At 66.5% G+C, this 25,992-nt stretch carries 25 protein-coding genes and 2 pseudogenes; 20 read left to right on the top strand and 7 right to left on the bottom strand.

From position 1 onward, the window contains the following. Window positions 1-24 precede the first annotated feature (24 nt). From AC1DOX_RS20320 to AC1DOX_RS20270, 11 genes are all read left to right on the top strand, one after another. On the top strand, window positions 25-441 hold the full coding sequence (locus tag AC1DOX_RS20320) for an acyl-CoA thioesterase (protein WP_092139776.1): 417 nt from the start codon (window positions 25-27) through the stop codon (window positions 439-441). Beyond that, window positions 438-1,070 carry an outer membrane lipoprotein carrier protein LolA gene (locus AC1DOX_RS20315; RefSeq protein ID WP_255371372.1) on the top strand — a complete coding sequence of 211 codons (633 nt, stop codon included), beginning with the start codon at window positions 438-440 and terminating at the stop codon, window positions 1,068-1,070. The genes AC1DOX_RS20320 and AC1DOX_RS20315 overlap by 4 nt, the downstream gene beginning before the upstream one ends. A gap of 1 nt (window position 1,071) precedes the next feature. Further along, window positions 1,072-3,441, top strand: coding sequence for an MMPL family transporter (locus tag AC1DOX_RS20310; protein ID WP_441620225.1), 2,370 nt, complete (start codon window positions 1,072-1,074; stop codon window positions 3,439-3,441). 5 nt (window positions 3,442-3,446) lie between these two features. Further along, complete coding sequence (locus AC1DOX_RS20305; RefSeq protein WP_441620144.1) at window positions 3,447-4,676, top strand: NAD(P)/FAD-dependent oxidoreductase; 1,230 nt, start codon at window positions 3,447-3,449, stop codon at window positions 4,674-4,676. Continuing rightward, window positions 4,673-5,296 (top strand): DUF3261 domain-containing protein, encoded by a 624-nt coding sequence (locus AC1DOX_RS20300; protein WP_441620142.1) that lies wholly within the window; start codon window positions 4,673-4,675, stop codon window positions 5,294-5,296. The genes AC1DOX_RS20305 and AC1DOX_RS20300 overlap by 4 nt, the downstream gene beginning before the upstream one ends. Next, a complete protein-coding gene (locus AC1DOX_RS20295) occupies window positions 5,293-6,501 on the top strand; it encodes a beta-ketoacyl-ACP synthase (RefSeq protein ID WP_441620140.1) in 1,209 nt (402 codons plus the stop codon). Before AC1DOX_RS20300 ends, AC1DOX_RS20295 begins: the two co-directional genes overlap by 4 nt. 1 nt (window position 6,502) lies before the next feature. Then, window positions 6,503-6,982 carry a hotdog family protein gene (locus tag AC1DOX_RS20290; protein ID WP_441620138.1) on the top strand — a complete coding sequence of 160 codons (480 nt, stop codon included), beginning with the start codon at window positions 6,503-6,505 and terminating at the stop codon, window positions 6,980-6,982. Then, window positions 6,979-7,710 carry a 3-oxoacyl-ACP reductase FabG gene (fabG, locus tag AC1DOX_RS20285; protein ID WP_441620136.1) on the top strand — a complete coding sequence of 244 codons (732 nt, stop codon included), beginning with the start codon at window positions 6,979-6,981 and terminating at the stop codon, window positions 7,708-7,710. Before AC1DOX_RS20290 ends, fabG begins: the two co-directional genes overlap by 4 nt. Next, a complete protein-coding gene (locus tag AC1DOX_RS20280) occupies window positions 7,707-8,936 on the top strand; it encodes a beta-ketoacyl-ACP synthase (RefSeq protein WP_441620134.1) in 1,230 nt (409 codons plus the stop codon). The genes fabG and AC1DOX_RS20280 overlap by 4 nt, the downstream gene beginning before the upstream one ends. 92 nt (window positions 8,937-9,028) lie before the next feature. After that, window positions 9,029-9,475, top strand: coding sequence for an excinuclease ATPase subunit (locus tag AC1DOX_RS20275; RefSeq protein WP_092139766.1), 447 nt, complete (start codon window positions 9,029-9,031; stop codon window positions 9,473-9,475). An 83-nt stretch (window positions 9,476-9,558) separates the two neighbouring features. Next, the gene (locus tag AC1DOX_RS20270) at window positions 9,559-10,254 is read left to right on the top strand and encodes a 4'-phosphopantetheinyl transferase family protein (RefSeq protein WP_092139764.1); all 696 of its coding nucleotides are present in this window, start codon (window positions 9,559-9,561) and stop codon (window positions 10,252-10,254) included. A gap of 70 nt (window positions 10,255-10,324) precedes the next feature. Here AC1DOX_RS20270 and AC1DOX_RS20265 read toward each other — a convergent pair whose 3' ends face one another. Next, entirely contained in the window at window positions 10,325-11,059 is a 735-nt protein-coding gene (locus tag AC1DOX_RS20265; RefSeq protein ID WP_441620131.1) for an IclR family transcriptional regulator, read from the bottom strand. Between the two features lie 225 nt (window positions 11,060-11,284). Here AC1DOX_RS20265 and AC1DOX_RS20260 point away from each other — a divergent pair. Both AC1DOX_RS20260 and AC1DOX_RS20255 read left to right on the top strand, forming a co-directional pair. Further along, window positions 11,285-11,672 (top strand): annotated as a pseudogene (locus AC1DOX_RS20260) (helix-turn-helix domain-containing protein). Then, window positions 11,611-12,897 carry a type II toxin-antitoxin system HipA family toxin gene (locus tag AC1DOX_RS20255; protein WP_441620129.1) on the top strand — a complete coding sequence of 429 codons (1,287 nt, stop codon included), beginning with the start codon at window positions 11,611-11,613 and terminating at the stop codon, window positions 12,895-12,897. The pseudogene AC1DOX_RS20260 and the gene AC1DOX_RS20255 overlap by 62 nt, the downstream one beginning before the upstream one ends. Before the next feature lie 34 nt (window positions 12,898-12,931). Here AC1DOX_RS20255 and AC1DOX_RS20250 read toward each other — a convergent pair whose 3' ends face one another. Next, window positions 12,932-13,555, bottom strand: a complete 624-nt coding sequence (locus AC1DOX_RS20250; protein WP_441620223.1) for a CGNR zinc finger domain-containing protein — start codon at window positions 13,553-13,555, stop codon at window positions 12,932-12,934. 173 nt (window positions 13,556-13,728) lie between these two features. Here AC1DOX_RS20250 and AC1DOX_RS20245 point away from each other — a divergent pair, with 173 nt between their 5' ends. The 3 genes from AC1DOX_RS20245 (at window position 13,729) to AC1DOX_RS20235 (ending at window position 15,927) form a co-directional block, all read left to right on the top strand. Continuing rightward, window positions 13,729-14,583 (top strand): alpha/beta fold hydrolase, encoded by an 855-nt coding sequence (locus AC1DOX_RS20245; protein ID WP_441620127.1) that lies wholly within the window; start codon window positions 13,729-13,731, stop codon window positions 14,581-14,583. 55 nt (window positions 14,584-14,638) lie between these two features. Next, window positions 14,639-15,610, top strand: a complete 972-nt coding sequence (locus AC1DOX_RS20240) for a zinc-binding alcohol dehydrogenase family protein (protein WP_441620125.1) — start codon at window positions 14,639-14,641, stop codon at window positions 15,608-15,610. 125 nt (window positions 15,611-15,735) lie between these two features. Then, window positions 15,736-15,927, top strand: a complete 192-nt coding sequence (locus AC1DOX_RS20235) for a YjfB family protein (protein WP_092139755.1) — start codon at window positions 15,736-15,738, stop codon at window positions 15,925-15,927. Between the two features lie 84 nt (window positions 15,928-16,011). Here the strand turns inward: AC1DOX_RS20235 and AC1DOX_RS20230 are convergent, their stop codons facing one another. Continuing rightward, window positions 16,012-16,215, bottom strand: coding sequence for a hypothetical protein (locus AC1DOX_RS20230; RefSeq protein ID WP_441620123.1), 204 nt, complete (start codon window positions 16,213-16,215; stop codon window positions 16,012-16,014). A 226-nt stretch (window positions 16,216-16,441) separates the two neighbouring features. Further along, a complete protein-coding gene (locus tag AC1DOX_RS20225) occupies window positions 16,442-18,310 on the bottom strand; it encodes a bifunctional sugar phosphate isomerase/epimerase/4-hydroxyphenylpyruvate dioxygenase family protein (protein WP_441620121.1) in 1,869 nt (622 codons plus the stop codon). 128 nt (window positions 18,311-18,438) lie between these two features. Between AC1DOX_RS20225 and AC1DOX_RS20220 the strand changes: the two genes are divergently transcribed. Beyond that, entirely contained in the window at window positions 18,439-19,206 is a 768-nt protein-coding gene (locus AC1DOX_RS20220) for an IclR family transcriptional regulator domain-containing protein (RefSeq protein ID WP_441620119.1), read from the top strand. 50 nt (window positions 19,207-19,256) lie between these two features. Here AC1DOX_RS20220 and AC1DOX_RS20215 read toward each other — a convergent pair. The 3 genes and pseudogenes from AC1DOX_RS20215 to AC1DOX_RS20205 all read right to left on the bottom strand — a co-directional run bounded on the left by AC1DOX_RS20215 (window position 19,257) and on the right by AC1DOX_RS20205 (window position 22,615). Then, window positions 19,257-20,323, bottom strand: a pseudogene (locus AC1DOX_RS20215) (porin). Between the two features lie 48 nt (window positions 20,324-20,371). After that, the gene (locus tag AC1DOX_RS20210; protein WP_441620117.1) at window positions 20,372-21,691 is read right to left on the bottom strand and encodes an MFS transporter; all 1,320 of its coding nucleotides are present in this window, start codon (window positions 21,689-21,691) and stop codon (window positions 20,372-20,374) included. A gap of 90 nt (window positions 21,692-21,781) precedes the next feature. Then, the gene (locus AC1DOX_RS20205) at window positions 21,782-22,615 is read right to left on the bottom strand and encodes a shikimate dehydrogenase family protein (RefSeq protein ID WP_441620115.1); all 834 of its coding nucleotides are present in this window, start codon (window positions 22,613-22,615) and stop codon (window positions 21,782-21,784) included. 300 nt (window positions 22,616-22,915) lie between these two features. Here AC1DOX_RS20205 and AC1DOX_RS20200 point away from each other — a divergent pair, with 300 nt between their 5' ends. The 3 genes from AC1DOX_RS20200 (at window position 22,916) to AC1DOX_RS20190 (ending at window position 25,977) form a co-directional block, all read left to right on the top strand. Next, window positions 22,916-24,019 (top strand): 4-hydroxyphenylpyruvate dioxygenase family protein, encoded by a 1,104-nt coding sequence (locus AC1DOX_RS20200; protein WP_441620113.1) that lies wholly within the window; start codon window positions 22,916-22,918, stop codon window positions 24,017-24,019. 232 nt (window positions 24,020-24,251) lie between these two features. Then, entirely contained in the window at window positions 24,252-25,190 is a 939-nt protein-coding gene (locus tag AC1DOX_RS20195) for an intradiol ring-cleavage dioxygenase (RefSeq protein ID WP_441620111.1), read from the top strand. Window positions 25,191-25,227: 37 nt separating this feature from the next. Next, window positions 25,228-25,977: an SDR family NAD(P)-dependent oxidoreductase gene (locus tag AC1DOX_RS20190; RefSeq protein ID WP_441620109.1), complete on the top strand. Its 750-nt coding sequence runs from the start codon at window positions 25,228-25,230 to the stop codon at window positions 25,975-25,977. The last annotated feature ends 15 nt before the right edge of the window (window positions 25,978-25,992 follow it).

Genomic DNA, 25,992 nt, shown 5'->3' with positions numbered 1-25,992 from the left:
CGCGCACCGCCCACCGGAAACCCCATGTCCAAAGTTATCAGCCACGAGATTACCCTCACGCCGGCCTTTCATGACCTCGACCCGATGAACGTGGTCTGGCACGGCAACTACATCCGCTATTTCGAAGTGGCGCGTTGTGCGCTGCTGCAGCAGATCGACTACGACTATCCGCAGATGCGGGATTCCGGCTACGCCTGGCCAGTCGTGGATCTGCGCGTCAAGTATGTACGGCCCCTGGTCTATGGCCAGTCGATGATCGTCCGCGCCACCATTGTCGAGTGGGAAAACCGGCTCCGGATCGACTACGAGATCCGCGACGCCGCGTCCGGCCAGCGCCTGACCAAGGGCTATTCGATCCAGGTGGCCGTGGAGATCGCCACGCAGGAAATGCTGTACGTGTGCCCGCCGGTCCTGCTCGAGAAACTGGGAGTTGAGCCGTGAAGCGGCGCCATCTCCTGCGTGGAGCCATGGCGATGACGATGGCGGCCGGCTTGCTGGCCGCAGCCCCTGTGTTCTCCGAAGACCTGCTCGGCGCCGTGGCGGCACGGCTGGCCGACGCGCCCGTGATTCGTGGCCAGTTCGAGCAGACGCGCCGCCTGGCTGGCTTCAGCAATCCGCTGGTTTCGCGCGGGGATTTTGTGCTGGCGCGCGGACGCGGCGTGGTCTGGAGCACGCGCGATCCGTTTCCGTCGAGCCTGTTGGTCACGCCCGAGAAACTGGTCATGCGCGGCGCCGACGGCCGCGTGCAGCAGCAGATGCAGGCCGACGCCCAGCCCGCCATGCGCGTGGTGGGCGAATCGATGATTGCCGTGCTGCGCGGTGACCTGCGCGGGCTGGCCACGCGTTTCGACGTGACCGGCAAGCTGGTGGGCAACGCCGGCTGGACGCTGACCCTGACGCCGACCGATGCCGGCATGCGCCGCGTGTTCACGCGGATCGAACTGGCTGGCGACAAGTACGTGCGCAATGTGCGCCTGGAGGAGGGCAGCGGCGACAGCACCGTGGTCAGGATGATCGACCCGGTAGCGGCCGCCAGGCTCACCGCCGGGGAGGAGCAGCGCTTTGAGTAACGTGGCGGACGGGGTGGCGATGCGGGGCGGCCTGAGCCGGCTCGAACGCGCGCTGGCCATCGGCTGGCTGCTGCTGGTGATCGCGCTGGTTGCGCACCAGGTGCAGTTCTGGCGTGCGTCCCGCCTGGATACGGATGTGATGGCGCTGCTGCCAACCAGCGAGCGCACGGCCACGGCGGATCGCGTGCTGCGCCGCCTTGCCGATGGCGTGGGGCGCGAGGTCGTGGTGCTGGTCGGCAGTCCGGACTGGGCGCGCACGCGCGGCGCCGCCGAGCGCTTCCGCCAGTCGACGGCGCAGGGCGGCGATCTGCTGCAGCCGGTCGACAAGATCGCCGCGTTCGATTTCGATGCCGCGCTGGCGTTCTACCGGCCGTGGCGGGACCGCTTGCTGACCGATACGCAGCGCCAGCAATTGCAGCACGCAAATCCCGATGCGCTCGCCCAGCAGGCGCTGACCCGTCTCTATCAGTTGTCGACCGGCCCGCGCCTGACCGATTGGGCAGCCGATCCGCTCGGGCTGTGGCAGGACTGGTGGTTGTCGCGCGCCGCCGTGACCCGCGTGCACGAGCGTGACGGGCTGGCGGCGCTGACGGGCGATGGCCGGGAATGGGCGCTGTTGACGTACCACATCACCAAGCCGGCGTTCTCGGTCACCGGCAGCACCGGCTACGGCGACCTGCTGCGCGCGGCGGAAGTGGCGGCACGGCAAGGCGATGCCGATGTGCGCGTGGTGGCCGCCGGCATTCCGCTGCACGCCGAGGCCGCGGCCGCGCAGGCCAACTGGGAAATGAACGTGATCGGCTGGGGATCGCTGGCAGCGGTGCTGCTGCTGGTCTGGCTGGCGTTCCGGTCCCTGCGGCCGATCGTGCTGGTTGGCCTGTCGCTATTGATCGGGACGGCGGCCGCGATCTCCGCCACGGCTATCGTGTTCGATCGCGTGCACCTGATCACGCTGGTCTTCGGTGCCAGCCTGGTCGGCGTGGCCGAGGATTTCGGCATCCATTACTTCGTGACCCGGCAGGCCATGCCGCGCGCCACGCCGCCATCCGTGATGCGGTTCCTGCTGCCGGGCATGGCGCTGGCGCTATCCACCAGCGTCGTGGCATACCTGGCGCTCGGTGTTGCGCCGTTCCCGGGCCTACGGCAGATGGCCTTGTTTTCGGCGGTGGGGCTGGTCGCGGCCTTCCTGACCGTGGTGTTCTGGTTCCCGTTGCTGGACCGTGGCGCGCTGCGGCAGACGCGCTTGTCCAACTGGCTGTCGGCCAGCCTCGCGCGCTGGCCGCGCGTGCGCGCCGACTGGCGTACGTGGCTGGCGCTGGGGGCCCTCGCGTTGTTCATCGTGCCGGGTGTCTGGCAGGTCCGCGTTGCCGATGATGTGCGGCAGTTGCAGAGTTCGCCCCCGGCACTGATCGACGCGCAGCGCACCGCCGGACGCCTGCTCGGCACGCCAAGCCCGGCGCAGTTCGTGCTGGTGCGTGGCGCCAGCCCGGACGAGGTGCTGGCGCGCGAGGAAGCGGTCAAGGCAAGGCTCGCGGATGCCATCCGCCGTGGTGATCTGGAAGGGTTCCTGTCGATCTCCGACTGGGTGCCTTCGGCCGCGCGCCAGCGTGCCGATGCTGCGCTGGCGGACGGTCAGGAGGCCGCCGTGCGCGACCGCGTGGCCAAGGCGCTGGGTGGCGCCATCGCGGCGCCGCAAGCCACCGCCGCGGACGCCGTGCTGACATTGCCTGCGTGGCTGGCCCATCCGGTGTCTGGCACGCTGCGGCATCTGTGGCTGGACCGCGAAGGCAGCGGCTACGCCAGCGTGATGCTGTTGCGAGGCCTGGACAAGCCAGCGGTCATGCCCGGCATCGCCGCTGCCGTTAATGCGGTGCAGGGCGCCGAGTGGGTCGACCGTATCGCGGACCTGTCTTCGCTGCTGCACCACTACCGCGTGCTGATGAGCTGGCTGCTGCTGGCCGGCGCGGCGGGCGTGGCATTGCTGCTGTTCTGGCGATACGGGCGCGCCGGCTGGCGCGCGCTGGTGCCCACGCTGCTGTCGGCGGCGTTCAGCGTGGCCGTGCTCGGCTGGCTGGGCGTGCCGCTGCAACTGTTCTCCGTGCTGGCGCTGGCGCTGCTGCTGGGGGTGGGCGTCGACTATGGCATCTTCCTGCTGGAGCATCCCGGCGATGGCGTGTCGTGGACCGCCATCGTGCTCGGTGCCGCCAGCACGCTGCTGGCCTTCGGGCTGCTGGCGTTGTCTTCGACGCCGGCGCTGCATGCGTTCGGCATGACCATGCTGTCGGGCGTGGGTGCGGTCTGGGTGCTGTCGCCGTGGTTCCGGCCATCGGCTGCGGCGCATGCTTCATCACAACAAACTGAACAGGGTTGATTCACATGAAAACGGAACAGGTGGAAGTACTGATCGTCGGGGCCGGGCCCGCGGGCTCCGTGGCCGCCGGCCTGCTGCGCAAGCGCGGCATCCAGGTGCTGGTGATCGAGAAGGAAACCTTCCCGCGCTTTTCGATCGGTGAAAGCCTGCTGCCGCAAAGCATGGAATACATCGAGGAAGCCGGCATGCTGCAGGCCGTGGTCGAAGCCGGCTTCCAGTACAAGAACGGCGCCGCCTTCGCGCGCGGCGACCGCTATACCGATTTCGATTTCCGCGACAAGTTTTCCGAGGGCTGGGGCACGACGTACCAGGTCCAGCGCGCGCATTTCGATGACGTGCTGATCCGCGAGGCGCAGAAGCAGGGCGCCGAGGTGCGTTTCCGCCATGCCGTGGAGGCCGTGGACGTGTCCGGCGCGCAGCCATCGGTCACCGTGCGCGATCCGGAAGGCGAGCTGTACACCGTGCGGGCAAAGTTCCTGCTCGATGCGTCCGGCTTTGGCCGCATCCTGCCGCGCCTGCTGAAGCTGGAATCGCCCTCGAATTTCCCGGTGCGCGCGGCCATTTTCACGCACGTGGAAGACCGCGTTCCGGTGGGCACGTTCGATCGCAACAAAATCCGCATCGGCGTGCATCCGGAGCATGTGGATGTCTGGTATTGGACGATCCCGTTTTCCAACGGCCGCTGCTCGCAGGGTGTGGTCGCCGAGAAGTCGTTCCTCGACCGCTATGCCGGCGACGAGATGGCGAAGCTCAAGACGCTGGTCAGCGAAGAGCCGGGGCTGGCCGCGCTGCTCAAGGACGCCAACTGGGACACGCCGGCACGCCAGATCGTCGGATATTCGGCCAACGTCAGTTCGCTGTGGGGCAACGGTTACGCGCTGCTTGGCAATGCGGGCGAGTTCCTGGACCCCGTGTTCTCGTCGGGCGTGACCATCGCGTTCAAGTCGGCCAGCCTGGCCACGGCCTGCGTGGCGCGCCAGCTCGCCGGGGAAGCGGTGGACTGGGAGGGCGACTATGCCAGGCCGCTGAAGGCGGGCGTGGATTGCTTCCGCACCTTCGTGGAAGCCTGGTACGAAGGGCGTTTCCAGACGCTGATCTTCCACCCGAATGCCACGCCGGAGATTCGCCAGATGATCTCGGCCATCCTGGCCGGATACGCGTGGGACCGGAGCAATCCGTTCGTCGCGGAGTCGCGTCGCCGCCTGAATGTGCTGGAGCAGCTTTGCGCGGCTTGAGCCACGTCGTGTCGATGAAGGCCCGCGCGGCGGTCGTGGCGCTGGCGGCGCTTGGGACACTCACGGCGCTCGCCGGCTGCGCGACGCAGACGGGCACCGCACCGACGGAAGACGTGCGTGCCCTAGCAGTCCGCCCGGCGGTGCCGCTGCTGCGGCTGCCGCCGGCGTCGCTTGGGCGCGCGCTGAACCTGCAGCAGCAGATCACGGTGCAATACCCCTCGCCGCAGGGCGAGCAGACGCGCGATATCCTCGCACTGCTGGAGGCGGATGCCGGCCACACGCGGCTGGCTGCGGTGGCGGGCGGGCAGGTGCTGGCCCGGCTGGACTGGGATGGCCGCGAGCTGCGGGTGACGCGTGCGCCCTGGGCTCCCGCGGAACTCGTGCCGGAGCGTATCCTGAGTGATCTGCAGTTGTCGCTGTGGCCCGTCGATGCCATCCAGGCAGCCCTGCCGCCAGGGTGGCGCGTGGACATCGCGCAAGGTGTACGCCGCCTGCGCGCCGGCGACGAAACCGTGGCCGAGATCCGCTATCCCGATGCGGCCACGACCGTGTTCACGCAGCTCCGCGACGGCTACCGGCTCACTATCCGCACGTTGCGGGCAGAAGGGGGGGCGCCATGACGATTTTCCTGAACGCGATGAACGTGATCTGCGCGCTGGGCAGCGGGCAGGACGCCGTGCGCTCGGCACTCTGGCGCACCGACGGCCCGGCCGGCGGCGAGGTCACGGATCGCTATACGCCCGGCACGCCGCTGCACCTGGGCACCGTGCGGGAGCCGATTGCTGCCACCGACCTGCCCGGCGGGTTGCCGCCCGGACTGGTCAGCCGTAACAACGCGATGCTGGACCGCACGCTGGATGCGCTGCGTCCGGTGGTGCAGGAAGCCATCGCCCGGGTGGGCCCGACGCGCGTGGCCATCGTGCTGGGGACCAGCACCTCGGGGATCAGCGATGGCGAGCTGGCCGTGCGGACCCGCGCGGTGCCGGACGCATCGGGTGCGCCGGGAAAGTGGCCGGCTGCGTTCCACTACGGCCAGCAGGAGCTCGGCTCGCCCGCGCAATACCTGGCCCTGGCGCTCGGCACGGCCGGGCCGGCCTATACGATCTCCACGGCATGCTCGTCCAGCGCCAAGGCCATGGCCGCGGCCGCGCGGCTGCTGGAGCATGACATGGCCGATATCGCTATCGCCGGGGGCGTCGATACGCTCTGCAGCTTTACCATCGCGGGCTTCCGGTCGCTCGATTCGGTCAGCGCCGAGCGCTGCAATCCGCTGTCGGCGCATCGCCACGGCATCAACCTGGGCGAGGGCGCGGCGCTGTTCCTGATGTCGCGCGAAGCCGGCCCGGTCCGCCTGGCCGGCTGGGGCGAGACCTCCGACGCGCATCACATGTCCGCGCCGGATCCCGCCGGTGCCGGCGCGCGCGTGGCGATGCAGCAGGCCGTGGCGCGCGCGGGCATCGAGCCCGGCGCCATCGACTACCTGAACCTGCACGGCACGGCGACCGAACAGAATGACGCGATGGAATCGCGCGCGGTGGCGGACTTGTTCGGCCACGCGGTGCCGGTCAGCTCGACTAAGCCGCAGACCGGCCACACGCTCGGCGCGGCCGGCGCGGTGGAGGCCGCGTTGATGTACCTGACGCTGACGGACAATCCGCGCGGCAGGCTGCCGGCGCACTGGTGGGATGGCGCGTCCGACCCGTCGCTGCCGCCGCTGCACGTGGTGGGCGCGGACGAATCGCTCGGCCGCCCGGCGCGCTACGTGATGAGCAATTCGTTCGCCTTTGGCGGCAGCAACAGCGTGCTGGTCATGGGAGAGGGCTGACGTGACCGCACCCGACTTGCCATCCGGCACGCCATTGCCTCCGGTCAGCGAGGTGGTCCCGCATGCGGGCGCCATGCGGCTGATCGATGAACTGGTCCATGCCGACGCCGAGCAGTGCGTCGCGCGGGCCACCGTGCGCGCCACGCAGCTGTTTGTCGACGACGCCGGCATGCCCGGCTGGACCGGCATCGAGTACATGGCCCAGACCATCGCCGCGTGGGCCGGTGTGCGGGACCGCGCGGCCGGCCGCAAGCCCGGACTGGGCTTCCTGCTCGGCTCGCGCCGCTATGCGTGCGATGTGGCGGCATTCCCGGTGGGCAGCGTACTCACCATCCGCACGCAAGTGGAACTGATCGGGGACAACGGCCTCGGCATGTTCGCGTGCACCCTCGCGCTGGACGGACACGAGGTGGCGCGCGCCAACGTTTCGGTTTTCCAGCCTGCCGACGCGCAGGCGTTTCTCCAGGGGCAGCAAGCATGACCAACAAGACCGTGCTCGTCACGGGTTCCTCGCGTGGCATCGGCCGCGCCATCGCGCTGCGGCTGGCGCGCGACGGGTACGACGTGGTGGTGCACTGCCGCGCGCGCCGCGACGAGGCCGAATCGGTGGCGGACGCCGTGCGCGCCTTTGGCCGCAGCGCGCGCGTGCTGGCGTTCGACGTGGCGCAGCGCCAGGCCGCGGCCAGCGCGCTATTGGCCGATATCGAGGAACATGGCTGCTACTACGGCGTGGTCTGCAACGCCGGCCTGGCCCGCGATGCGGCATTTCCGGCCATGAGCGGGGAGGAATGGGACGAGGTGGTTCACACCAACCTCGATGCGTTTTATAACGTGCTGAATCCGGTCGTCATGCCGATGGTGCAGCGGCGCCAGCCGGGGCGCATCGTCACGCTGTCGTCGGTGTCCGGGCTGGTGGGCAATCGCGGCCAGACGAACTACAGCGCGGCCAAGGCCGGCATCATCGGCGCCACCAAGGCGCTGGCGATCGAGCTGGCACGCCGCCAGATCACGGTCAATTGCGTGGCGCCGGGCCTGATCGATACGGAAATGATCGAAGAACACGTGCGCGAGGAAGCGCTGAAGATGATTCCCGCGCGGCGCATCGGCACGCCGGACGAGGTGGCCGCCACGGTGGCCTTCCTGTTGTCCCCAGATGCCGGTTACATTACACGGCAGGTAATTTCCGTGAACGGGGGGATGTTCGGATGAAGCGGGTTGTCGTCACCGGCGCAGGCGCCATCAGCGCACTGGGCAACGACTGGACCACGGTGCGCGAGCGCCTGGCCAGCGGCCGCAATGCGGTCGTGCACATGCCGGAATGGGCCGATATCAGGGGCCTCAACACGCAGTTGGCGGCGCCGGTGCCGCCGTTCGCGTTGCCGCCGCACTACACGCGCAAGCTGACGCGGTCGATGGGCCGCGTGGCGCTGATGGCCGTGATGGCCAGCGAGGCCGCGCTGGCGGACGCCGGCCTGACCGGCCATTCGCTGGTGACGGGCGGGCAGATGGGCATTGCCTATGGGTCGTCCACGGGCACGCCGGCCGCGGTGCAGGATTTCGGCCGCATGATGAGCGAGCGGACCACGGAGGACATCAGCGCCACGACCTATATCCGCATGATGCCGCACACCACGGCCGTCAATATTGGCGTGTTCTTCGGCATCACGGGACGCATCCTGACCACGTCCAGCGCCTGCACCTCGGGTAGCCAGGGCATTGGCTATGCGTATGAGACCATCCGCGCCGGCCGACAGGTGGCGATGCTGGCCGGCGGCGGCGAGGAGCTGGACCCGACGGAAGCCGCGGTGTTCGACACGCTGTTCGCCACCAGCACGCGCAACGATGCGCCGCATACCACGCCGCGCCCGTTCGATGCGGACCGCGATGGCCTGGTGCTGGGCGAGGGCGCCGGCACGCTGGTGCTGGAGGAACTGGAGCACGCCCAGGCGCGCGGCGCGCGCATCCTGGCGGAGATCGTCGGCTATGGCACCAACAGCGACGGCGCCCACGTGACGCAGCCGCAGGCGGAGACGATGGCCGTGGCGATGCGGCTGGCGCTGCAGGACGCGGGCCTGGCGCCCGGGCGGATCGGCTATGTCAACGCGCATGGCACGGCCACGGACCACGGCGACATCGCCGAGTCCCACGCCACGCATGCCGTGCTGGGCCCGGCCGTGCCCGTGAGCTCGCTCAAGAGCTACCTGGGCCATACGCTTGGCGCGTGCGGCGCGCTGGAGGCCTGGATGACCATCGAGATGATGCGCGATGGCTGGTTCGCGCCCACGGTGAACCTGGTCAATCCGGATCCGCGGTGTGCGTCGCTGGATTACATCATGGGTGAGGGGCGCCGCCTCGACACCGCGTACGTGATGAGCAACAATTTTGCGTTCGGGGGGATCAACACCTCGCTGGTGTTCCGTCGCTGGGACGCCTGAATTTTCACCCGGGGCGCCCCGGGTGCTTGCCCGAGTTGTCCGCAGCACCGCTGTTTTTTCGCCTTTTCCACAACCAAGAACAAGGAAGGTCAATGAAACTCGCTCTCCCGCTGGTCGCCCTCGCCTGTGCCGGCACGCTGCTGTCCACGCCCGCTGCCGCGCGCGACACCAAGTACATGCTGCCGCTCCAGGAAGTGCTGGACATGTCCGAAGCCCGTGACAAGCTGGACGGTTCGGTCAAGTTCTACCTGGCCGGCGCGCGCACGCCCAAGGTGCTGGAGAAGAAGGAGAGCGACGTGTCCAACAAGAAGACCAACGGCGTGGGCAAGAGCGACGAGGAAGCCTGCCGCTGGGCCGCGCTGTCGGCGCTGATTGCCTTCCAGGACAAGGCCAAGTCGCTCGGCGCCAACGCGGTGGTGAACATGGTCAGCTACTACAAGAAGGACGAGAACGCCAACCCGACGGACTACGAGTGCCACGCCGGCGCCGTGGTGGTGGGGGTGGCGCTGAAGGGCACCTACGCCCGGGTCGCCAACTAACCCCGGCGCCGACCGGGCCAGAACCGCTATCGCTTGCTTTTGATGGCCCCTCCAAACACCGACCAACAGACAGAGCCATCGTCATGCCGCTTGCGCTGCGTACCGGATCGGTGATGGCATTTGCGGCCATGGCGCCGCCTGTCGGCCGCTGGATGTCGCCGGAGGAACTGGCCCGGCTGGCGGCCCTGCGAGCGCGGTCCCGCGCCGAGCAGTTTGCTGCGGGCCGCTGGCTGGCTCGGCGGCTGCTGTCGGTGACGTTTGGCGGCGACGCATCGGAATGGTCGCTATCCGCTGCACAGGACGCGCCGCCACTGGCCACCCATGCGGGCGGCGCGGTGGGCACGCCCGTATTCCTTTCCATTGCCCATTCGGGCGATCACCTTGCCTGTGCGGTCTCCGATTTGCCGGTCGGCATCGATATCGAGGAAATGCAGCCCCGCAAGCATCTCGATACGCTGATCGAGGCCACGACCACGGAGGCCGAGCGTGCCGCGCTGCCCGAGTTGCTGGCCGACAGCGAGGATGCGGCCCGGCTCACGGCGTTTTTCCAGCTCTGGACGTTGAAGGAGGCGTGGATCAAGTGCCACGGCGGCAACCTGTTCCAGACGATGATCGGTCATGTGGTGGAAGCCGTGCCGGCACCGCTGGCGCAGGCCAACGGCCTGACCTGGCGGCGCGAGGGGGCCGTGCTGGCCCTGGCCGCGTCGGCGCCCGTGGATGGCCTGGACCTGTCGGGTGCCACGGGCTGGCGCCTGCGCGCGCAGGAAACCGTCGACTAGATCGGCAGGCATCAGGCAGGCATCGACCGGTCCGGCATCGCCGGCATCCGGATCGAACCCGCTTCCACGCTCAGGTCTTTTCCAGCGCTGCGCAGGCCGCGCGCAGCATGGCGGCGTAGCGCTCCAGATGCGGCTCGATCCGATAGACCGGGCCGGCAATAGAGATCGCGTAGCACTCGCCCGACAGCCGCACCGGCCACGCCAGCGCTCCCACATCTGGCATCGATTCGCTCAGGTTCACAAAGGCCCCGCGCTCGCGGGACTGCCGCAAGTCTGTTTCCAGCATCGCCGGCGTTGCAAGCGTTCGCGCGGTAAACGCGTGGAACGGCAACTGGGCGAGCAAGGTGGCGCGCTCGGCGTCATCCATGACGGATAGCAGGGCCTTGCCGATCGAATTGGCATGCAGCTCGCGTCGTTCCCCCGCGGTGGCGATATAGCGGATCGCATGCGGGGATTCCAGCACGTCCAGATAGACCACCGCCTGGCCCTCGTGCAGCTTGCCGATGACGATGGTCTCGCCGGTGGCGTCGCGCAGCTCGCTCATTGTGCCGTGCACGCGATCCAGCACGGGATCGTGGCGGGCGATCTGTTGCGCCATCGCCAACAGCCGGCCGGTGGGGTAATAGCCCTGGCGGCGCGCGGTTTCGTAGAGGTAGCCAAGGGAGGTCAGCGTGCGGATCAACGCCAGGCAGCTCGATGCCGGCACGGCCAGCAGGCGGGCCAGTTCCGACAGCGACAGCGCGCGCCGCTCCCGCGCGAATGTTTCGATGATCTCGATCACGCGCAGGGCGGTCTTGACGTTCATCGGGGGCGGCTTGGCGGCGGACGATTCGGGGCGCGCTGGCATCGGTGGCGGCGGCATGCGGGCAGTGGCTATGGGGCGGAAATGTACCACGGCCGACGCATCCGGCTGGCCTCTTACAACGTATAAGCTGTAAATACGCTTTACAGCCTATACGTTGTATCTTGAAAATACAGCTTATCCGTAGTAAAACGGCTTTACATCCTATCGGCTGTGAGACTAAACGCCATGTCGTCGACGCCCGCCACCTATCCCATCCGCATCATCAGCCAGTTACGACCCGTCCTGCAGGGGTTCCGCAAATCCCGCGGGTTGACGCAGGCCGAACTGGCGGCCAGGCTTGGCGTAAGCCAGCAGACCTATGCACGGCTGGAAGCCAATCCCGATCGTGTCAGCATGGCCCGGCTCCTGGCCGTGCTGCAGGCGCTGGAAGTGGACTTGCAGCTGTCGCCGCGCCCGGGGGATGCCGACCCGGGCAGGCAGCTTGCCGGCGGCGCCGACCGCGAGGCCTGGTAGTGGGCCGCCGCCCGCTCAGGCGCCGGCTGGGCGTCTGGATGAACGGCCTGTTCGCCGGTATCTGGGAGCAGGGTGCCGACGGCGAGTCGCTCACCTATGACCCTGGCTGGATCGCCGATCCACAGGGACGTCCGTTGTCCCTGTCGCTGCCATTCCGGTCGGACAACGCGCCATATCGTGGCAGCGTGGTGACCGACTATTTCGACAACTTGCTGCCAGACAGCGACGCCATTCGCCGCCGTCTGGCGCAGCGCTATCGCACGCATGGCACCGGGCCGTTCGACCTGCTGGCCGCACTGGGCCGCGACTGCGTCGGCGCGCTGCAACTGCTGCCGGAGGGCGAGGCGCCCGTGGCACTGCACACGATCCAGGGCACGCCCGCCGACGAAGCGCATATCGCCCGGCTGCTGCGCGATACCACCAGCGCGGCGCCCCTCGGCCAGCACGGCGATGACGCCGACCTGCGCCTGTCGATCGCCGGCGCGCAGGAAAAGACCGCGCTGCTTCGCCACGACGCCCAATGGCTGGTGCCACATGGCAGTACGCCGACGACCCATATCCTCAAGTTGCCGCTCGGCCTGGTGGGCAATATGCGCGCCGACATGCGCACGTCGGTCGAAAATGAATGGCTCTGCGCGCAGCTGGTGCGCGCGTACGGCCTGCACGTGGCCGGCTGCGAGATGGCGGTCTTTGAAGACCAGAAGGCGCTGGTGGTGGAGCGATTCGACCGCCGCCTGGCGCCAGATGACGCGTGGATCCTTCGCCTGCCGCAGGAAGACTTCTGCCAGGCGATGGGGGTGTCGCCGCTGCGCAAATACCAGGCCGATGGTGGCCCCGGGATCGCGGACATCATGGCGATCCTTGCCGCCTCCGAAGCGGCGGCGCAGGACCGCCGCCATTTCTACAAGACGCAGATCCTGTTCTGGATGCTGGCCGCGACCGATGGCCATGCGAAGAATTTCAGCCTGGTGATTGGCCCTGGCGGGCGTTACTGGTCCACGCCGCTGTATGACGTGCTGTCCGCCCATCCGATCCTCGGCAACGGGGCGAACCAGCTGGCGCCGCAGAAGGCGCGCCTGGCGATGGCGGTGCGCGGCACGCAGAACTACTATCGCCTGGCGCAAATCCAGCGGCGTCACTGGCTGGCGCAGGGCAGGCAGGTGGGGTTGGCCGCGCCGGAGGTGGAGTCGGTGCTTGCCGAACTGCTGGCCGCCACAGAGCCCGCGATTTCGCGGACTGCGGCGGCCTTGCCGCCGGGATTTCCCGCCGACGTGGCCGAAACGATATTCGACGGATTGCGTGCGCAGGCAAGGCTGCTCGGCTGAGCGGTCCGCCGCGCGATCGACGGACTCGGAAACGTCAGCCAGCGTTCCCCTCCTTGAGCCGCTTGCGGTGCGCCGCAACCTTGGCGCGATTGCCGCAACTCGCCATGCTGCACCACCTGCGCGCGTGGCCGCGCGTGTGATCGGCAAACATCAGCGTGCACCGGTGGCCTTCGCAAGCCTTCACATGGGTGAAGTCTTCCTCGCACACGAGCCTGGCGAGCGCCTCCGCGATCGGCATCAGCAGTGACTCGGGTGATTCCCAGCGCCGCCTTGCACGGAAAGCCAGCCCCGCGCCCGCATTGGCGACGATCTCGCCGTATTGCGCGTCACGTTCGAGCCATCGATTCAAGGGCTCGAGTTTCTCCAGGTCCCTGGCAAGCAGCGCGCGACCTTTCCTCTCCTGCACAAAGCCCCTGAACCACTCCCGCAGGCTGCGTGCCTTCGCGGCAATCTCATCCATGACCTCAGGCGTGTGCTGCGACCGCATCGCTGCGAGTACCTCCGCAGGCACCAGCCCAGCCTGTTCCAGCCAGGCCATCAGCCCCTCGCCGTCGCCAATCCAGTCGACCTGCTCATCAACGGGCGTCGCGACCGAATTCAGGAAATCGAGCCCTGGCGCATCGGCGACGAATATCGGCGGAATCTGTCGGTAGTCCATGGTGGAAGCCAACTGGTCATGATGCCAAAGAGTAACCGCTAAAAATCGTCTTGACAAGTTACGCCTCCAGTTTGTAACCTGTAAAAACTAAATTTGTGGGTTACATAAAAACCCTGGCTGCTTCACACCTGACCGGTTCGAGACGAGCCGAATCACTTCATGCAGAGGAACCAATGTCCACCATCGCTTATCGCCACGCCGACGTCGACGGATTCAAGGTGTTCTATCGGGAGTCCGGGCGACCGGGCGCGCCCAAATTGCTGCTTCTGCATGGCTTTCCGAGTTCGAGCCACATGTTCCGGGACCTGATTCCCCAACTGGCGGATCGCTTCCATATCGTCGCGCCGGATCTGCCGGGATTTGGCCTCTCCGACATGCCGGGCCGCGACACTTTCACGTACACCTTTGACAACCTCGCGAACGTGATCGACCGCTTTACCGAAGTGATCGGGTTCGACCGTTTCGCGGTGTATGTCTTCGACTACGGTGCGCCGACGGGATTTCGGCTTGCGCTCAAGCATCCGGAGCGGATCACCGCGATCGTTTCGCAGAACGGCAACGCCTATGAAGACGGATTGAGCGATGGCTGGAACCCGATCCGGGCCTATTGGCAGGATCCTTCGCACGCTAACCGGGAGGCGCTTCGCGCGATGCTGACGAAGGAGACCACCGTATGGCAGTACACGCACGGCGTCAGCGATCCGGCGTCGGTATCCCCGGACGGCTACTCGCTCGATGACTACTATCTGAGCCGCCCCGGCGCGGACGAGATCCAGCTGGACCTGTTTGGCGACTACCAGAACAACGTCGCGCTCTATCCCGCATTCCAGCAATATTTCCGCAACCACAAGCCCCCCTTCCTGGCCGTCTGGGGGAAGAACGATCCGTTCTTCCTGCCGGCAGGAGCCGAGGCGTTCAAGCGCGATATCCCCGCCGCGGAAGTCCGTTTCTTCGATACCGGCCACTTCGCGCTGGAGACACATGCCGCAGACATTGCCGCGGCGATTTCCGATTTCCTGATCCGATGACCGCGGACTCCCCGAGCCGCTTCTACAACTTCCTGCTGACCGAAGGAGAACCCTCATGCGCGCAATCGTCCTCGATAAATTCGGTGGTCTCGATAGCCTCGTCTATGCCGAATTGCCGGAACCGGAACCGATGGAAGGTCACGTGGTGATCGAAATCAAGGCATTCGGTATCAATCATGCCGAGATGCATATGCGGCGTGGAGAGTGGGCGGAAGCGGCCAGGGTCAGCGGCATCGAATGCGTCGGCGTGGTCAAGTCGTGCCCGGGCGGCGAGTTTCCGGTCGGCGCGAAGGTCGCGGCGTTGATGGGCGGTCTGGGGCGGACCATCAACGGCAGCTACGCCGAGTACACGCGAGCGCCCGTCTCCAACGTGGCGCTGATCGAATCCGATCTGCCGTGGGCAGAACTTGCGGCGATTCCGGAGACCTACGCCACGGCGTGGACCTGCCTGTTTCGCAACCTCGAGCTCACCGAGGGACAAGTGCTGGTCATTCGCGGCGCGACATCGTCTTTCGGGCAGGCGGCGATCAACCTCGCCGTCAACGCCGGTGCGACGGTGATCGCCACCACGCGCAATCCCGCGCGGGCGGGGATGCTTGAGGCGCTGGGCGCTTCACGCGTCGAGCTGGAAGGGCCGGACCTTTCGAAGCGCATTGCCGAGGCAAAGCAGATCGACGCAGTACTCGACCTCGTGGGCAACAGCACGGTGCTCGATTCGCTCGCGATGGTCCGGCGCGGCGGCTCCGTCTGCCTCGCCGGCTGGCTGGGCGGCCTGGCACCGATCGCCGACTTCAATCCTCTGCTGCAGATGGCGAGCGGGGTCAATCTGACATTCTTCGGCAGCTTCGTGTTCGGCACGCCGGGCTTTCCGGTCTCCGATGTGCCGCTGCAAAATATCGCCGCCGACGTTGCCGCCGGACGCCTCAAGGCAAAGCCGTCCCGTGTATTCACGTTCGACCAGATTCATGAAGCGCACCGGATGATGGAGGCCAACGAAGCGGGCGGCAAGATGGTCGTCGTCCACTGAAGGGCCATCCCGTCGACCTCAAGCTTTTGACGTTCCCGCCGTAAGCGATGATGCGGGGGTTCAGAACAGGTGTTGTTCAGCCGGTCTGGATCGCCGTATTCTCAACGAACCGTGGAACATGTCGCATGAATACATCTCCCCTTACCGCGCTTAACAACGCCCAGCCGGGCAGTGATCCCGTATCGCTGCTGATGCTGCGCAAGACGCTCGATCTGCAAGCGCAGAACGTCGCGCAGTTGCTCCAGCCTGCCACCAGCGTGGCGCCGGCCAGCAGCAACCCGCCTCACCTTGGCCAGAATATCGACATCAAGGTTTGATGCGTCGCTGCATCTGGTGACTATCTCGGTCGTTCGCACGCCGTTCGGCGAACGACCGGGCATCGGCGCTTTCGCGCCGACGCCTCATTGCAGGCGCGGATCCTGATAGGGCCCCTGGACGACCGGCAGGCCCGGGATCTGGATCTTTGGCATCCACTCCGGCCACCCTGGCCAAGACGGCGAGGGTTCACCGCACCTGATATAGGCGATACCGCCGGCCACGCGGCGCGACGCCGCTCTATCCAGTTTTTCCATGCGGGTCAGGTCCGCGATCTTCAGCTTGCTCATGGCGTGCTCCTTGAACATGGTAGCGAACGCCAACGCGGCGCTCACTTCCGGCAGTGCACTTACCGTGCCAGACGCTTACGCGTCGTTGCCTTCTCATTGGCACCGGATAGCGTTGGCCGGCAGCCAACATGCACCGCCGTGCCGTTGGGGGTGAACACACCACGCTGACATTACTGACATCACTGACATCGAGCAAAGCGGTTGGCGTCATCGCCGGCGCCGCCCCCTACCCGTGCCGCAATAGCGCCTGCGCGGCCATGCGGACGGAAGCGTTTGCCGCGCCGTAGCCGAGATAGCCGTGCCGTTGCACGAGTTCGAAGAAAAAGCGCTCGTGAAACGGCGCGGTGTAGGCGTGGAGAAAGTCGCCATGCGCATCGCGGTCGTAGAGCAGCCCAAGCTGTTGCAGGCGGGCGAGCCGTTCGTCATCCAGCGCAAGGCGGGCTGCTACGTCGTCATAGTAGTTGTCGGGCACGTGGAGCATCGCGGCGCGCTTGCGGTCAATGGCTTCGAGCGTGTGTTCGATCCGCTCGGCGCGAAATGCAATGTGATGCACGCCTGAGCCAGCGTAGGCCGTGACAAAGCGCCCGGTGGCCGTACGACCGCTTTCGGAGACGTTGAGCGGAATGCGAACCTGCTGCCCCGGGCTGACCATCGCGCGACTCTTCACCAGTCCATAGGGGTCGGCGATCTCGTGCACCGCGTCGGCATCCATGCCGAACACCGACCGATAAAACAGCACGAAGGTGTCGAGGCGGTGCGCGGGCAGTGCCTGCGCGATATGGTCGATCGCCGTCAGGCCTGCTCCGGTGGATGACGGTTCGATTGGCGCATCGAGCGTGAAATCGCTTTCGTAGATGCTGCGGTCGGCGTTGCGATCATCGATCAGGTGGAACAGCATGCCGTCGGGCGAGCGCAATGCCGGAATCACGCGCTCGTCGGGCCCCACGCGCTCGCACCATTCCTTGCATAGCAGCGCGCGGGCGCGTGCCACGGCACGCTGGGCATCGTCGACCTTGAGGCCGATGGCGCAGACCGAGGGGCCATGCAGCTGAAAGTGCTCGGATGCGGCGGAGTCCTGCTCCGCATTGAGGATCAGGTTGATGCCGCCCTGGCGATACAGGTCGACCGCCTTCGACCGATGCCGGCCGGCGTGGACAAATCCCATTGACTCGATTTGCTGCGCCAGATCCCGGCCGGCGGTGTCGTCCACCGCGAACTCGATGAAGTCCACACCCGCAAAGACCGGCGGCGCCGGCAGCGGTGCCCCGCCGGCCTCGGCTTCGAGCCAGATCAGCGAACGCAGCCCGTCCTGGGCGATCATGCGCGCCGGCGCGGCCCGGAATTCATCGTTGAAGATCTCGAGCGAAAGCGGTCCCGTATAGCCCGATTGCAGCACGGCGCGCGCAAAGTCGGTGACGGGCAGGTCGCCTTGGCCCGGAAAGTTGCGGTAGTGGCGGCTCCACGACAGGACGTCCATGGACAGCCGGGGCGCATCGGCCAGTTGTACGAAGAAGATCTTGCTGGCTGGTACCGCGTCGAGCCCGTCGAGCGAGTCGCCCAGCGACAGCGTATGGAAACTGTCGAGGATCAGGCCCAGCGCGGGGTGGTTCGCGCGCTGCACGATGTCCCATGCCTCTTTCCAGCGGCGGGTATGGCGGCCCCAGGCGAGGGCCTCGAAGCCCACGCGCAGCCCCCGGCTCGCGGCGGCCTCCGCCATTTGTCGCAAATCGGCGGCGGCAAGCGCCGGATCGTTGATGGCGATGTCCTGCACATTGCTGCAGACCAGCACCATGTCGGCGCCAAGTTGCGCCATGACATCGAATTTCCGCTCGGCGCGCGCCATGTTGCGCGCAAACAGCTCGCGCGGCATGGCCTCGAAGTCGCGCAATGGCTGGTACAGCATGATCTGCAGGCCGAGATCGGCCGCCATCTGGCGCACCGTCGCGGGCGAACCGTCGAAATTCAGCAGGTCGTTCTCGAAGATTTCCACGCCGTCAAAGCCGGCCAGTGCGGCGGCCTCCAGCTTCTCGGGCAGCGTGCCGGAGAGCGAGACGGTGGCAATCGATTTTGGGAGGGGCTTGGGTGCGGCAATCATGAGGAATCCGGACGGGGAGGTGAGCTCAAGCGTAGAAGTCGCCGGTCTGCCGGACAACTGCCATTCGCGCATACGCGTGTGATAATCGCTCCATTGCGATCAGCCATCGCGCATAACTCGGGTTAACCATGGAAAAGGAAACGCTCAACCGGCGCGACTGGATTGCCGGCCTGGAGAAAGGCCTGGCGATTCTCGAGGCCTTCGACAACGACCATCCGCGCCTCACGCCCACCCAGGCTGCCGAGCTGACGGGCCTCACCCGTACCGCGGCACGACGCTATCTGCTCACGCTCGAGCATCTCGGCTACACCACCAGCGACGGCACGCTTTTCAGTCTCACGCCGCGAGTGCTCAAGGTGGGTTGGTCGTACTTCGATTCGGCCCGCCTGCCGCGCACGGTGCAGCCGTTCCTGCAGCAGATCACCGCGCAGGTGGGCGAGGCCGCTTACCTGAGCGTGCTCGATGGATGGGAACTCGTCTTCATCGCCCGCACCAGCTCCAACCGTGTCATGAGCACAGGCTTCGTGCTGGGCGCGCGCGTTCCGGCGCCGCTCGGTTCGGCAGGCGTGATGATGCTGGCCTCGCGGCCGGAGGAAGAGGTGCGCGCGTGGCTCGACACCTGCGTGCTCGCGCCCTACACGCCGTACACCATCCTGCAACGCGACCGCCTGCTCGATGAAGTCCGCAAGGCGGGCGCGCTGGGCTACGCGATGCTCGAGCAGCAACTGCAGACCGGCGTGCGCGGCGTGGCGGTGCCTCTGCGCGACCGCCATGGCAAGGTGATTGCCGCGCTGTCGGTCAACATGCCAATTGGCGACGAGAGCCCGCAGCAAGCGCTCGACCGTGTGCTGCAGGTGATGCAGGACACCGCGCTGCTGATCATGCGCGTGTTGTGACCCGGCGCAGCCGTGGCGGTCCGCACGGCTGGCTTCACACGACGGCCGCATCAGAACTTGTGGCGCACCCCGGCCATCACGCCAAGGCGCGTGCTGTTGCCATAGGTGTGTTGCCGCTGTTCACGAACGTGGTGGCGCTGTTGAGCGCGATCCACTGGCCCTGCAGATGGGTGTAGTCCACTTCCATATAGACGTCGGTGCGCTTGCTGAAGCTGTAGTCGAGCATGCCTGCGGTGGTTAGCCGCTTGCCGCCCTGGCCGGCGTGGCGCAACCAGTCGTACTGCACGGTGCCGATAAACGCGAGCGCTTCGGTAATGCTGAACCGCGTGCCCACGTAGCCGACATTGCTGCGATAGTCGGCCACGTCGAGCCGGTTGTTCGTGTAGCCCAGGTAGTACTGCGCCCGCGCGGCCTTCCACGTTCCGCCAAGCCCCCATACGGTCTGCTTGCTGGCTTGCGCCGCGGGCACCGCGCCAAAGAACGCGCTGGTGACGTTCTGCGTCTGCTGGTAGACACCGCCGATCTCCAGCGGGCCGGCGCTGTAAACCAGCGAACCGGCCGCGGCCGAACTGTTCTTGATGCTGCCGGCCACTTCGCCGAACGTATAGGCGGCCGCCACCTGCAACCCGCCAAAGGCCTTTATGTACTTGAGCGTGTTGTCGTAGCGCAGCCCGGTGTAGTTGCCACCCTGGTAGCCGACGATCGAATTGTTGGCGAACGCCATGGCCTCGTAGGAGGAGAGCACTTCATGCGCCAGCGTGTATTGGCGGCCAAGGGCCAGCTTGCCGTAGTCGCCGTCAAGGCCGACCACGGCCGTTCGGCCGAACAGCCGGCCACCTTGCTGACTCGTGCCGACTTCGGGATTGAAGCCCGATTCGAGGATGAACCATGCCTTGTTGCCGCCGCCGAGATCCTCGGCGCCGCGCAGGCCCCAGCGGCTGCCCGTGAGTACGCCATCGGTCATCTGCACGCGGCCGTGGCCCGCGGCGTCTTCATGGGTGCTGTAGCGAATGGTGGTGTCCAGCAGTCCGTAGAGGGTGACGCCGCCCGACGACTGGGCGAACGCGGGCAGGCTGCTCGCGCCCAGCGCGAGCAACGCAATCAGGTGTTTCTGCATGGGAGGTGTCTCTGGTTTCTTTTTCTGGCGTGAGCCGGGGGCGGGTGGTCAGGCAGCAACCTTGCGCGGGGCAAGGAAGAAGAGCCACGCCAGCGCGATGAAGTAGGCGCAAGGAATCATCGTGAACAGCACCGCGTAGTTGTTATGCGTGACGGTCAGCACATAGCCCACGAGTTGCGTCATGAACATGCCGCCGATGGCGCCGATCATGCCGCCGAAGCCGAACACCGAACTGACCACCTGCTTCGGCGTGTAGTCCATCACCATGCTCCAGATGTTGGCGGTCCAGGCCTGGTGCGCGCCGATGGCCACCGAGATGGCCGCCACGGCCATCCAGAGGCTGCTGGCACCGGCCGCCATGACGATGGAGGTAATGCAGATGGCGAAGACCAGCATCGAGAGCAGTCGTGCGCGCACGGCCGGCATGCCCTGGCTGATGAGCCAGGAGGACAACGCCCCGCCGCCCACGCTGCCAATGTCCGCCGCAAGGTAGATGACGATCAGCGGAATCCCCATCTGGGTCACGCTGATGCCAAGCTGGTACTGCTGGTTCAGGAACGGCGGCAGCCAGTACAGGTAGAACCAGAACACCGGCGCCGTGATCGCATAGGCCAGTGCGAAGGCCCAGGTGCCGCGCATGCGCAGGATGCGAGAGTAGGGGATGCGTTGCGGGGCGGGCTCGACGTCGCGCGTCACATGGGCGAGTTCGGCTGCGGTGACCGTCGGGTGCGCGTCGGGGTTGTTGTAGTGGGCAAACCAGAACACAAGCCAGATGGCGCCGAGCGCGGCGATGGCGATGAATGCGGCCTGCCAGCCCCACACTTGAAGAATCAGCGGCAGCATGATCGGCGTCAGCATGGCCCCGACGTTCGTGCCCGCGTTGAAGATGCCGGTGGCGATGGCGCGCTCGCTCGCGGGAAACCAGATGCGCGTGGTCTTGACGCAGGCTGGATAGTTCGCGGCTTCCGTCAGGCCGAGGAAGAAGCGGCAGATCATGAAGCCGACCGCCGATGCGGCCAGCGCATGCGCGCCGCAGGCAATGCTCCAGAGCAGCACGGCCAGCGCGAAGGCCCGCTTCACGCCGACCATGTCGATGAACCGGCCTTGCAACGCAAAGCCGATGGCGTAGCCCACCTGGAACCAGAAATTGATATTGGCGTAGTCCTGCGCCGTCCAGTTCATGGCCTTGGCCAGCACGGGCTGCAGCACGCCCAGCGCGGCGCGATCGATGTAGTTCAGCGTGGTGGCAAAGAAGACCAGTGCCAGCATGCCCCACCGTACCTTGCCGAGCGCGAAGGCCGCGCGAATCTTGTCTCCGAGCGAGCTGCCGAACGCGGCGCCCGGGAGCTCCTTGTGTGTCGTTGCCATGTGTCTGTCTCCACCAATGGATGAGAAATCTTTGCCGGCGCGCCTTTATCAAATGGCGCCGCTCGGGGGGCTTGTTTAGCGCGGGGGCGCTCAGTACTGAATCCGTGCCACGGCACGCAGCGCTTCCGGCGTTGCGGTGCCGAAGCCGAAGAATTCGAGATAGGCCGGAATCATCTCGAACAACATGTCGGCGCCGACCTGCACCTTGCAGCCACGTGCCATGGCGGCCTCGAGAAGCGGCGTGTATTCGGTCTTCATGACGACTTCGCCGACCATGGCGCCGGGTGCGATGCGCGAGACATCGAACGGCAGCGGGTCGCCCGGCTTCATGCCCAGCGGCGTGGCGTTGACCACAACGTCGAAACCGTCCGGATCGTCGGAACCGGTGCTGACGCGCAGGTCGGGGTAGTGTGCGCAGAGCCGGTCTCGCAGCGCATGTGCCGATGCGTCGCGGGCATCGAACAGGGCGAGCTCCGCGACACCGGCCGCCGCGAGCGAGGCGGCGATGGCACTGCCCACGCCGCCGCAGCCGGAAACGATGGCGCGTGCGCCCTCGAGCCGGCAGCCCTTGCGCGTCACGCCGCGCACAAAGCCGGCGCCGTCGAACTGGTCGCCCAGCAGCGATCCATCCTCGCGCAGCAGTACCGCATTGCAGGCGCCGGCGATGCGCGCGGTCGGTGTCAGATCGTCTACCAGTTCCACCGTGGCGACCTTGTGGGGCATGGTCACCAGCGCACCACGGAGATTGCTCAGGCGGAACAGCGAAGGAAAGACCGTGGTGTAGTCATCCGGCTTCACGCCCATCGGCACGACCACGGCGTCGATGCCCTGCTGGTCGAACCAGGGGTTGTAGATCATCGGTGCCTTGAACGTTTCCGTGGGGTACCCGAGGTGCGCGATGAGGGTGGTCTTGCCGTTGATCATGATGACTTCTGTGTTGGGGGCGATGCCGCCGTGGCGGGCATATCTGACGGCGGGGAGGCGCGTCGATGAGCGGAGATTAGTGGCCGCAAGGCGGCGCGCCAAGTAACGCATGCGGCATATTGCGCGATTGTTGAACGCATATGCGCGATCAGGAAACGCAGTGCGGGTTTCCACTGGGTGGGTGCAAACGGGGACGGATCGAAGTCGGCGGGAATGCCGTTGCTATGATCAATCGCCGCGACGCGTCTTGCGCAAAGACCGCCCGCGCCGCCCCCAAGCCACGCCACAGGAGCCACCACAATGAACGCCGCAGATGCCTTTTCTTCGCGCGCGGACGCCTTCCAGACCTGGGAAAACCCACTCGGTATCCAGGGCTACGAGTTCATCGAATTCGCCTCGCCCGACCCGGCCGCGCTGGGGCGGACATTCGAGCGCTTTGGCTTCGCCGCCATTGCCCGGCATCGCCACAAGGCGGTCAGGCTGTATCGCCAGGGCGAGATGAATTTCATCGTCGACGGCGAGCCGGATTCGTTTGCGATGCGTTACGCGAGCGAATTCGGATTGTCGATCTGCGCCATCGGCATTCGCGTGGATGACGCCGCCACCGCATTTGCCCGGGCGATCGATGCGGGGGCATGGCCCTTCGAGGGTGGCACGGTGGGGCCGATGGAGTTGAACATCCCCGCCATCCAGGGCATCGGGCAGTCGATCATCTATTTCATCGATCGCTGGCGCGGCAAGGAAGGCCAGCCGGGCGACGTCGGCGATATTTCCATCTACGACGTGGATTTCCGCCCGCTGCCGCAAGAGGGCCGTGTGCCCGGTGCGGGCCTGACGCGCGTGGATCATCTGGCGCAGGCCGTGGAGCCCGGTCACCTTGATGAGTGGCTGGAGTTCTATCGGAACGTGCTGGGCTTTCGGGCGTTGCACGAAGTCAATCCACACTGGCACGCGCCCGACGGTTCGCACGTATTGATCTCGCCTTGCGGCCAGATCCGCATTCCCTTGTATGAGAAAGGCACGCCGCGCCACGACCAGATGCGCGGATATCTCTCGGATCAGCACGGCGAGGGCATCCAGCACATCGCGCTGGCCACCGACGACATGTTGGCCAGTGCCTCGGCGCTGGCCGCCAACGGCGTGCAGTTCGTGGAGCCGCCGCCCGCGTACTACGACGCGGCGGCTGCGCGGCTGCCGTGGCTTGGACTCGATCTCGCGGCGCTGCGGCGCTTTGGCGTGCTCGTGGATGGCGCGATACGCGACGACGGTGTGCGCGAAGCGTTCCAGCAGGCGTTTGTGCGGCGAGAAGCGGGCGAGTTCTTCTTCGAGATCGTCCAGCGCGACGGGCACCATGGATTTGGCGAGGGCAACCTTCCCGTGCTTGCGGCCCTGGCCCCGCGCTGACTGGATTCCCGATCCCATCGCTTCGACGATGGAATCCGCAGGCGTGGCGCGCGCGGAGGGCGGGAGAGTGCTGCCGCGCCGACTTGGGGTTTTGCCTGATACGCGCGCCAACCACCTGATTTCATTGCAAGTATTTCGTTGAGGTGACGAAGGGGATACGTTCCCCCGCAAATTTCCTCTTGATCTCTGCGTCATGCCGATCATAATGCAAACGTTTGCAAAGGAGGCATTGATGGAAACGATTGAGCTGGAAGGCAAAGCGGCACCGGCCGGGAAACTGTCCCTGATCGACGACGAGCAGTCGGTGACCCCGGTGGTGATGGCCGCGATGGCCAATACGGAAAACCCCCGTCTGCGCACCGTAATGGCAGCGCTGGTGCGGCATCTGCATGACTTCCTGCGGGAAGTGCGGCCCACGGACGAGGAGTTCGAACTGGGGCTCGAATTCATCGCCGCGCTGGGGCATGCCACGCATGCCACTAACAACGAAGTGGTGCTGGCCGCCGATGTGCTCGGCCTCTCCACGCTGGTCACGACGATGAACAACAGCACCCGCGACGGACGCACACCGGGTGCGTTGCTGGGGCCGTTCTACCGCGACAACGCGCCGCGCTATGACTGTGGTGACTGCGTCGTGCAGGACGACACCCCGGGGCTTCCGCTGTTTGTCAGCGGCACTGTGCGCGGGACGGACGGCACACCGCTGGCAGGGGCGACGATCAGCGTCTGGCAGGCGTCGCCAGTGGGCCTCTACGACAACCAGGACCCGAACCAGCCCGATCGCAACCTGCGTGGCTGCTTCCAGGTGCGCATGGACGGCGGCTACCACTTCCGCACCGTGCGGCCGGCGGGCTATCCGGTGCCGACCGATGGCCCGGTCGGCAAGCTGCTCGACGCGCAGCAGCGCCACCCTTACCGGCCTGCGCATATCCACTTCATCGTATCCGCGCCCGGCTATCGGACGCTGGTGACGCAGGTCTTTGCCGATGACTCCGACATCCTGGAGAGCGACGTCACCTTCGGCGTCCACCGGCAGCTGGTGGGAACCTTTCATCGCGTCGAACAGGGGCGCAGCCCGTGGGGCAACCTGCCGGCGCCGTTCTACACGCTGGCCTTCGATTTCACGCTGGAACCCGGCGTGCAAACCTTTCCCAAGCCGCCGATTGACTGACGGCGCCACTCCAGATTTTCCCCAACCCTGAAACACCATGCAGATGAACTCCCTCTCGGGCAAGGTCGCCGTCATCCTCGGCGGTAGCGGCGGTATCGGCTTTGCCACTGGCAGTGCGCTGGCCGAACTGGGCGTCAGCGTCGTGCTGACCGGCCGCAACGCGGATCGTACGGAACGCGCCGTGGCGGCGCTCTCCGCTGGCAACCATCTCGCGGCCAGCGCGGAAGTAAGTGACAGTGCTTCGCTCCGACAACTGGCGGACGACGTACGCCATCACTATGGCCGCGCCGATATCCTGGTGAACACATCGGGCTTCACAAAAGCCGTGCCGCACGCCGATCTCGATGCGCTGGACGATGCGTTGATCGATGAGCTGTTCGCGGTCAACTGGCGCGGCCAGTTCGCGGCCATTCGCGCGTTTGCGCCGCTGCTGCGGGCCAATGGCGATGGCCTGGTGGTCAATGTCGGCTCCATCGCCGGACGCACGGGGCAAGGCAGCAACGTGGCCTATTGCGCGGCGAAGGCCGGGCTGGATGTCATGGCGATGTCGCTCGGCCGTGCGCTGGCGCCGGACATCCGCGTGCTGAACGTCTCCCCGGGTGTGGTCGACACTGCCTTCGTGCCCGGCCGCGACAGCAGCTTCAACGACCGCGCGGCAAAGACCACGCCGCTGAAGCGCATCGGCCAGCCTCGGGACGTGGCCGATGCCATCGTCGCCTGCGCCACGTCGCTGCGCTTTGCCACCGGCACGACCATCGTGGTCGATGGCGGCCGCCAGCTCGGCTGAACTCTCTCTTCTATA

Source organism: Cupriavidus sp. 01L415 (genome assembly GCF_056400065.1).
This window is presented reverse-complemented; position numbering and strand designations above follow the sequence as displayed.

Bases quoted from the DNA above. Each gene is read 5' to 3' on its own strand.
- AC1DOX_RS20320 (WP_092139776.1), top strand. From the start codon at position 25: ATGTCCAAAGTTATCAGCCACGAGATTACCCTCACGCCGGCCTTTCAT.
- AC1DOX_RS20305 (WP_441620144.1), top strand. From the start codon at position 3,447: ATGAAAACGGAACAGGTGGAAGTACTGATCGTCGGGGCCGGGCCCGCG.
- AC1DOX_RS20295 (WP_441620140.1), top strand. From the start codon at position 5,293: ATGACGATTTTCCTGAACGCGATGAACGTGATCTGCGCGCTGGGCAGC.
- fabG (WP_441620136.1), top strand. From the start codon at position 6,979: ATGACCAACAAGACCGTGCTCGTCACGGGTTCCTCGCGTGGCATCGGC.
- AC1DOX_RS20280 (WP_441620134.1), top strand. From the start codon at position 7,707: ATGAAGCGGGTTGTCGTCACCGGCGCAGGCGCCATCAGCGCACTGGGC.
- AC1DOX_RS20275 (WP_092139766.1), top strand. From the start codon at position 9,029: ATGAAACTCGCTCTCCCGCTGGTCGCCCTCGCCTGTGCCGGCACGCTG.
- AC1DOX_RS20270 (WP_092139764.1), top strand. From the start codon at position 9,559: ATGCCGCTTGCGCTGCGTACCGGATCGGTGATGGCATTTGCGGCCATG.
- AC1DOX_RS20265 (WP_441620131.1), bottom strand. From the start codon at position 11,059: ATGAACGTCAAGACCGCCCTGCGCGTGATCGAGATCATCGAAACATTC.
- AC1DOX_RS20255 (WP_441620129.1), top strand. From the start codon at position 11,611: ATGAACGGCCTGTTCGCCGGTATCTGGGAGCAGGGTGCCGACGGCGAG.
- AC1DOX_RS20250 (WP_441620223.1), bottom strand. From the start codon at position 13,555: ATGGACTACCGACAGATTCCGCCGATATTCGTCGCCGATGCGCCAGGG.
- AC1DOX_RS20245 (WP_441620127.1), top strand. From the start codon at position 13,729: ATGTCCACCATCGCTTATCGCCACGCCGACGTCGACGGATTCAAGGTG.
- AC1DOX_RS20240 (WP_441620125.1), top strand. From the start codon at position 14,639: ATGCGCGCAATCGTCCTCGATAAATTCGGTGGTCTCGATAGCCTCGTC.
- AC1DOX_RS20235 (WP_092139755.1), top strand. From the start codon at position 15,736: ATGAATACATCTCCCCTTACCGCGCTTAACAACGCCCAGCCGGGCAGT.
- AC1DOX_RS20230 (WP_441620123.1), bottom strand. From the start codon at position 16,215: ATGAGCAAGCTGAAGATCGCGGACCTGACCCGCATGGAAAAACTGGAT.
- AC1DOX_RS20225 (WP_441620121.1), bottom strand. From the start codon at position 18,310: ATGATTGCCGCACCCAAGCCCCTCCCAAAATCGATTGCCACCGTCTCG.
- AC1DOX_RS20220 (WP_441620119.1), top strand. From the start codon at position 18,439: ATGGAAAAGGAAACGCTCAACCGGCGCGACTGGATTGCCGGCCTGGAG.
- AC1DOX_RS20210 (WP_441620117.1), bottom strand. From the start codon at position 21,691: ATGGCAACGACACACAAGGAGCTCCCGGGCGCCGCGTTCGGCAGCTCG.
- AC1DOX_RS20205 (WP_441620115.1), bottom strand. From the start codon at position 22,615: ATGATCAACGGCAAGACCACCCTCATCGCGCACCTCGGGTACCCCACG.
- AC1DOX_RS20200 (WP_441620113.1), top strand. From the start codon at position 22,916: ATGAACGCCGCAGATGCCTTTTCTTCGCGCGCGGACGCCTTCCAGACC.
- AC1DOX_RS20195 (WP_441620111.1), top strand. From the start codon at position 24,252: ATGGAAACGATTGAGCTGGAAGGCAAAGCGGCACCGGCCGGGAAACTG.
- AC1DOX_RS20190 (WP_441620109.1), top strand. From the start codon at position 25,228: ATGCAGATGAACTCCCTCTCGGGCAAGGTCGCCGTCATCCTCGGCGGT.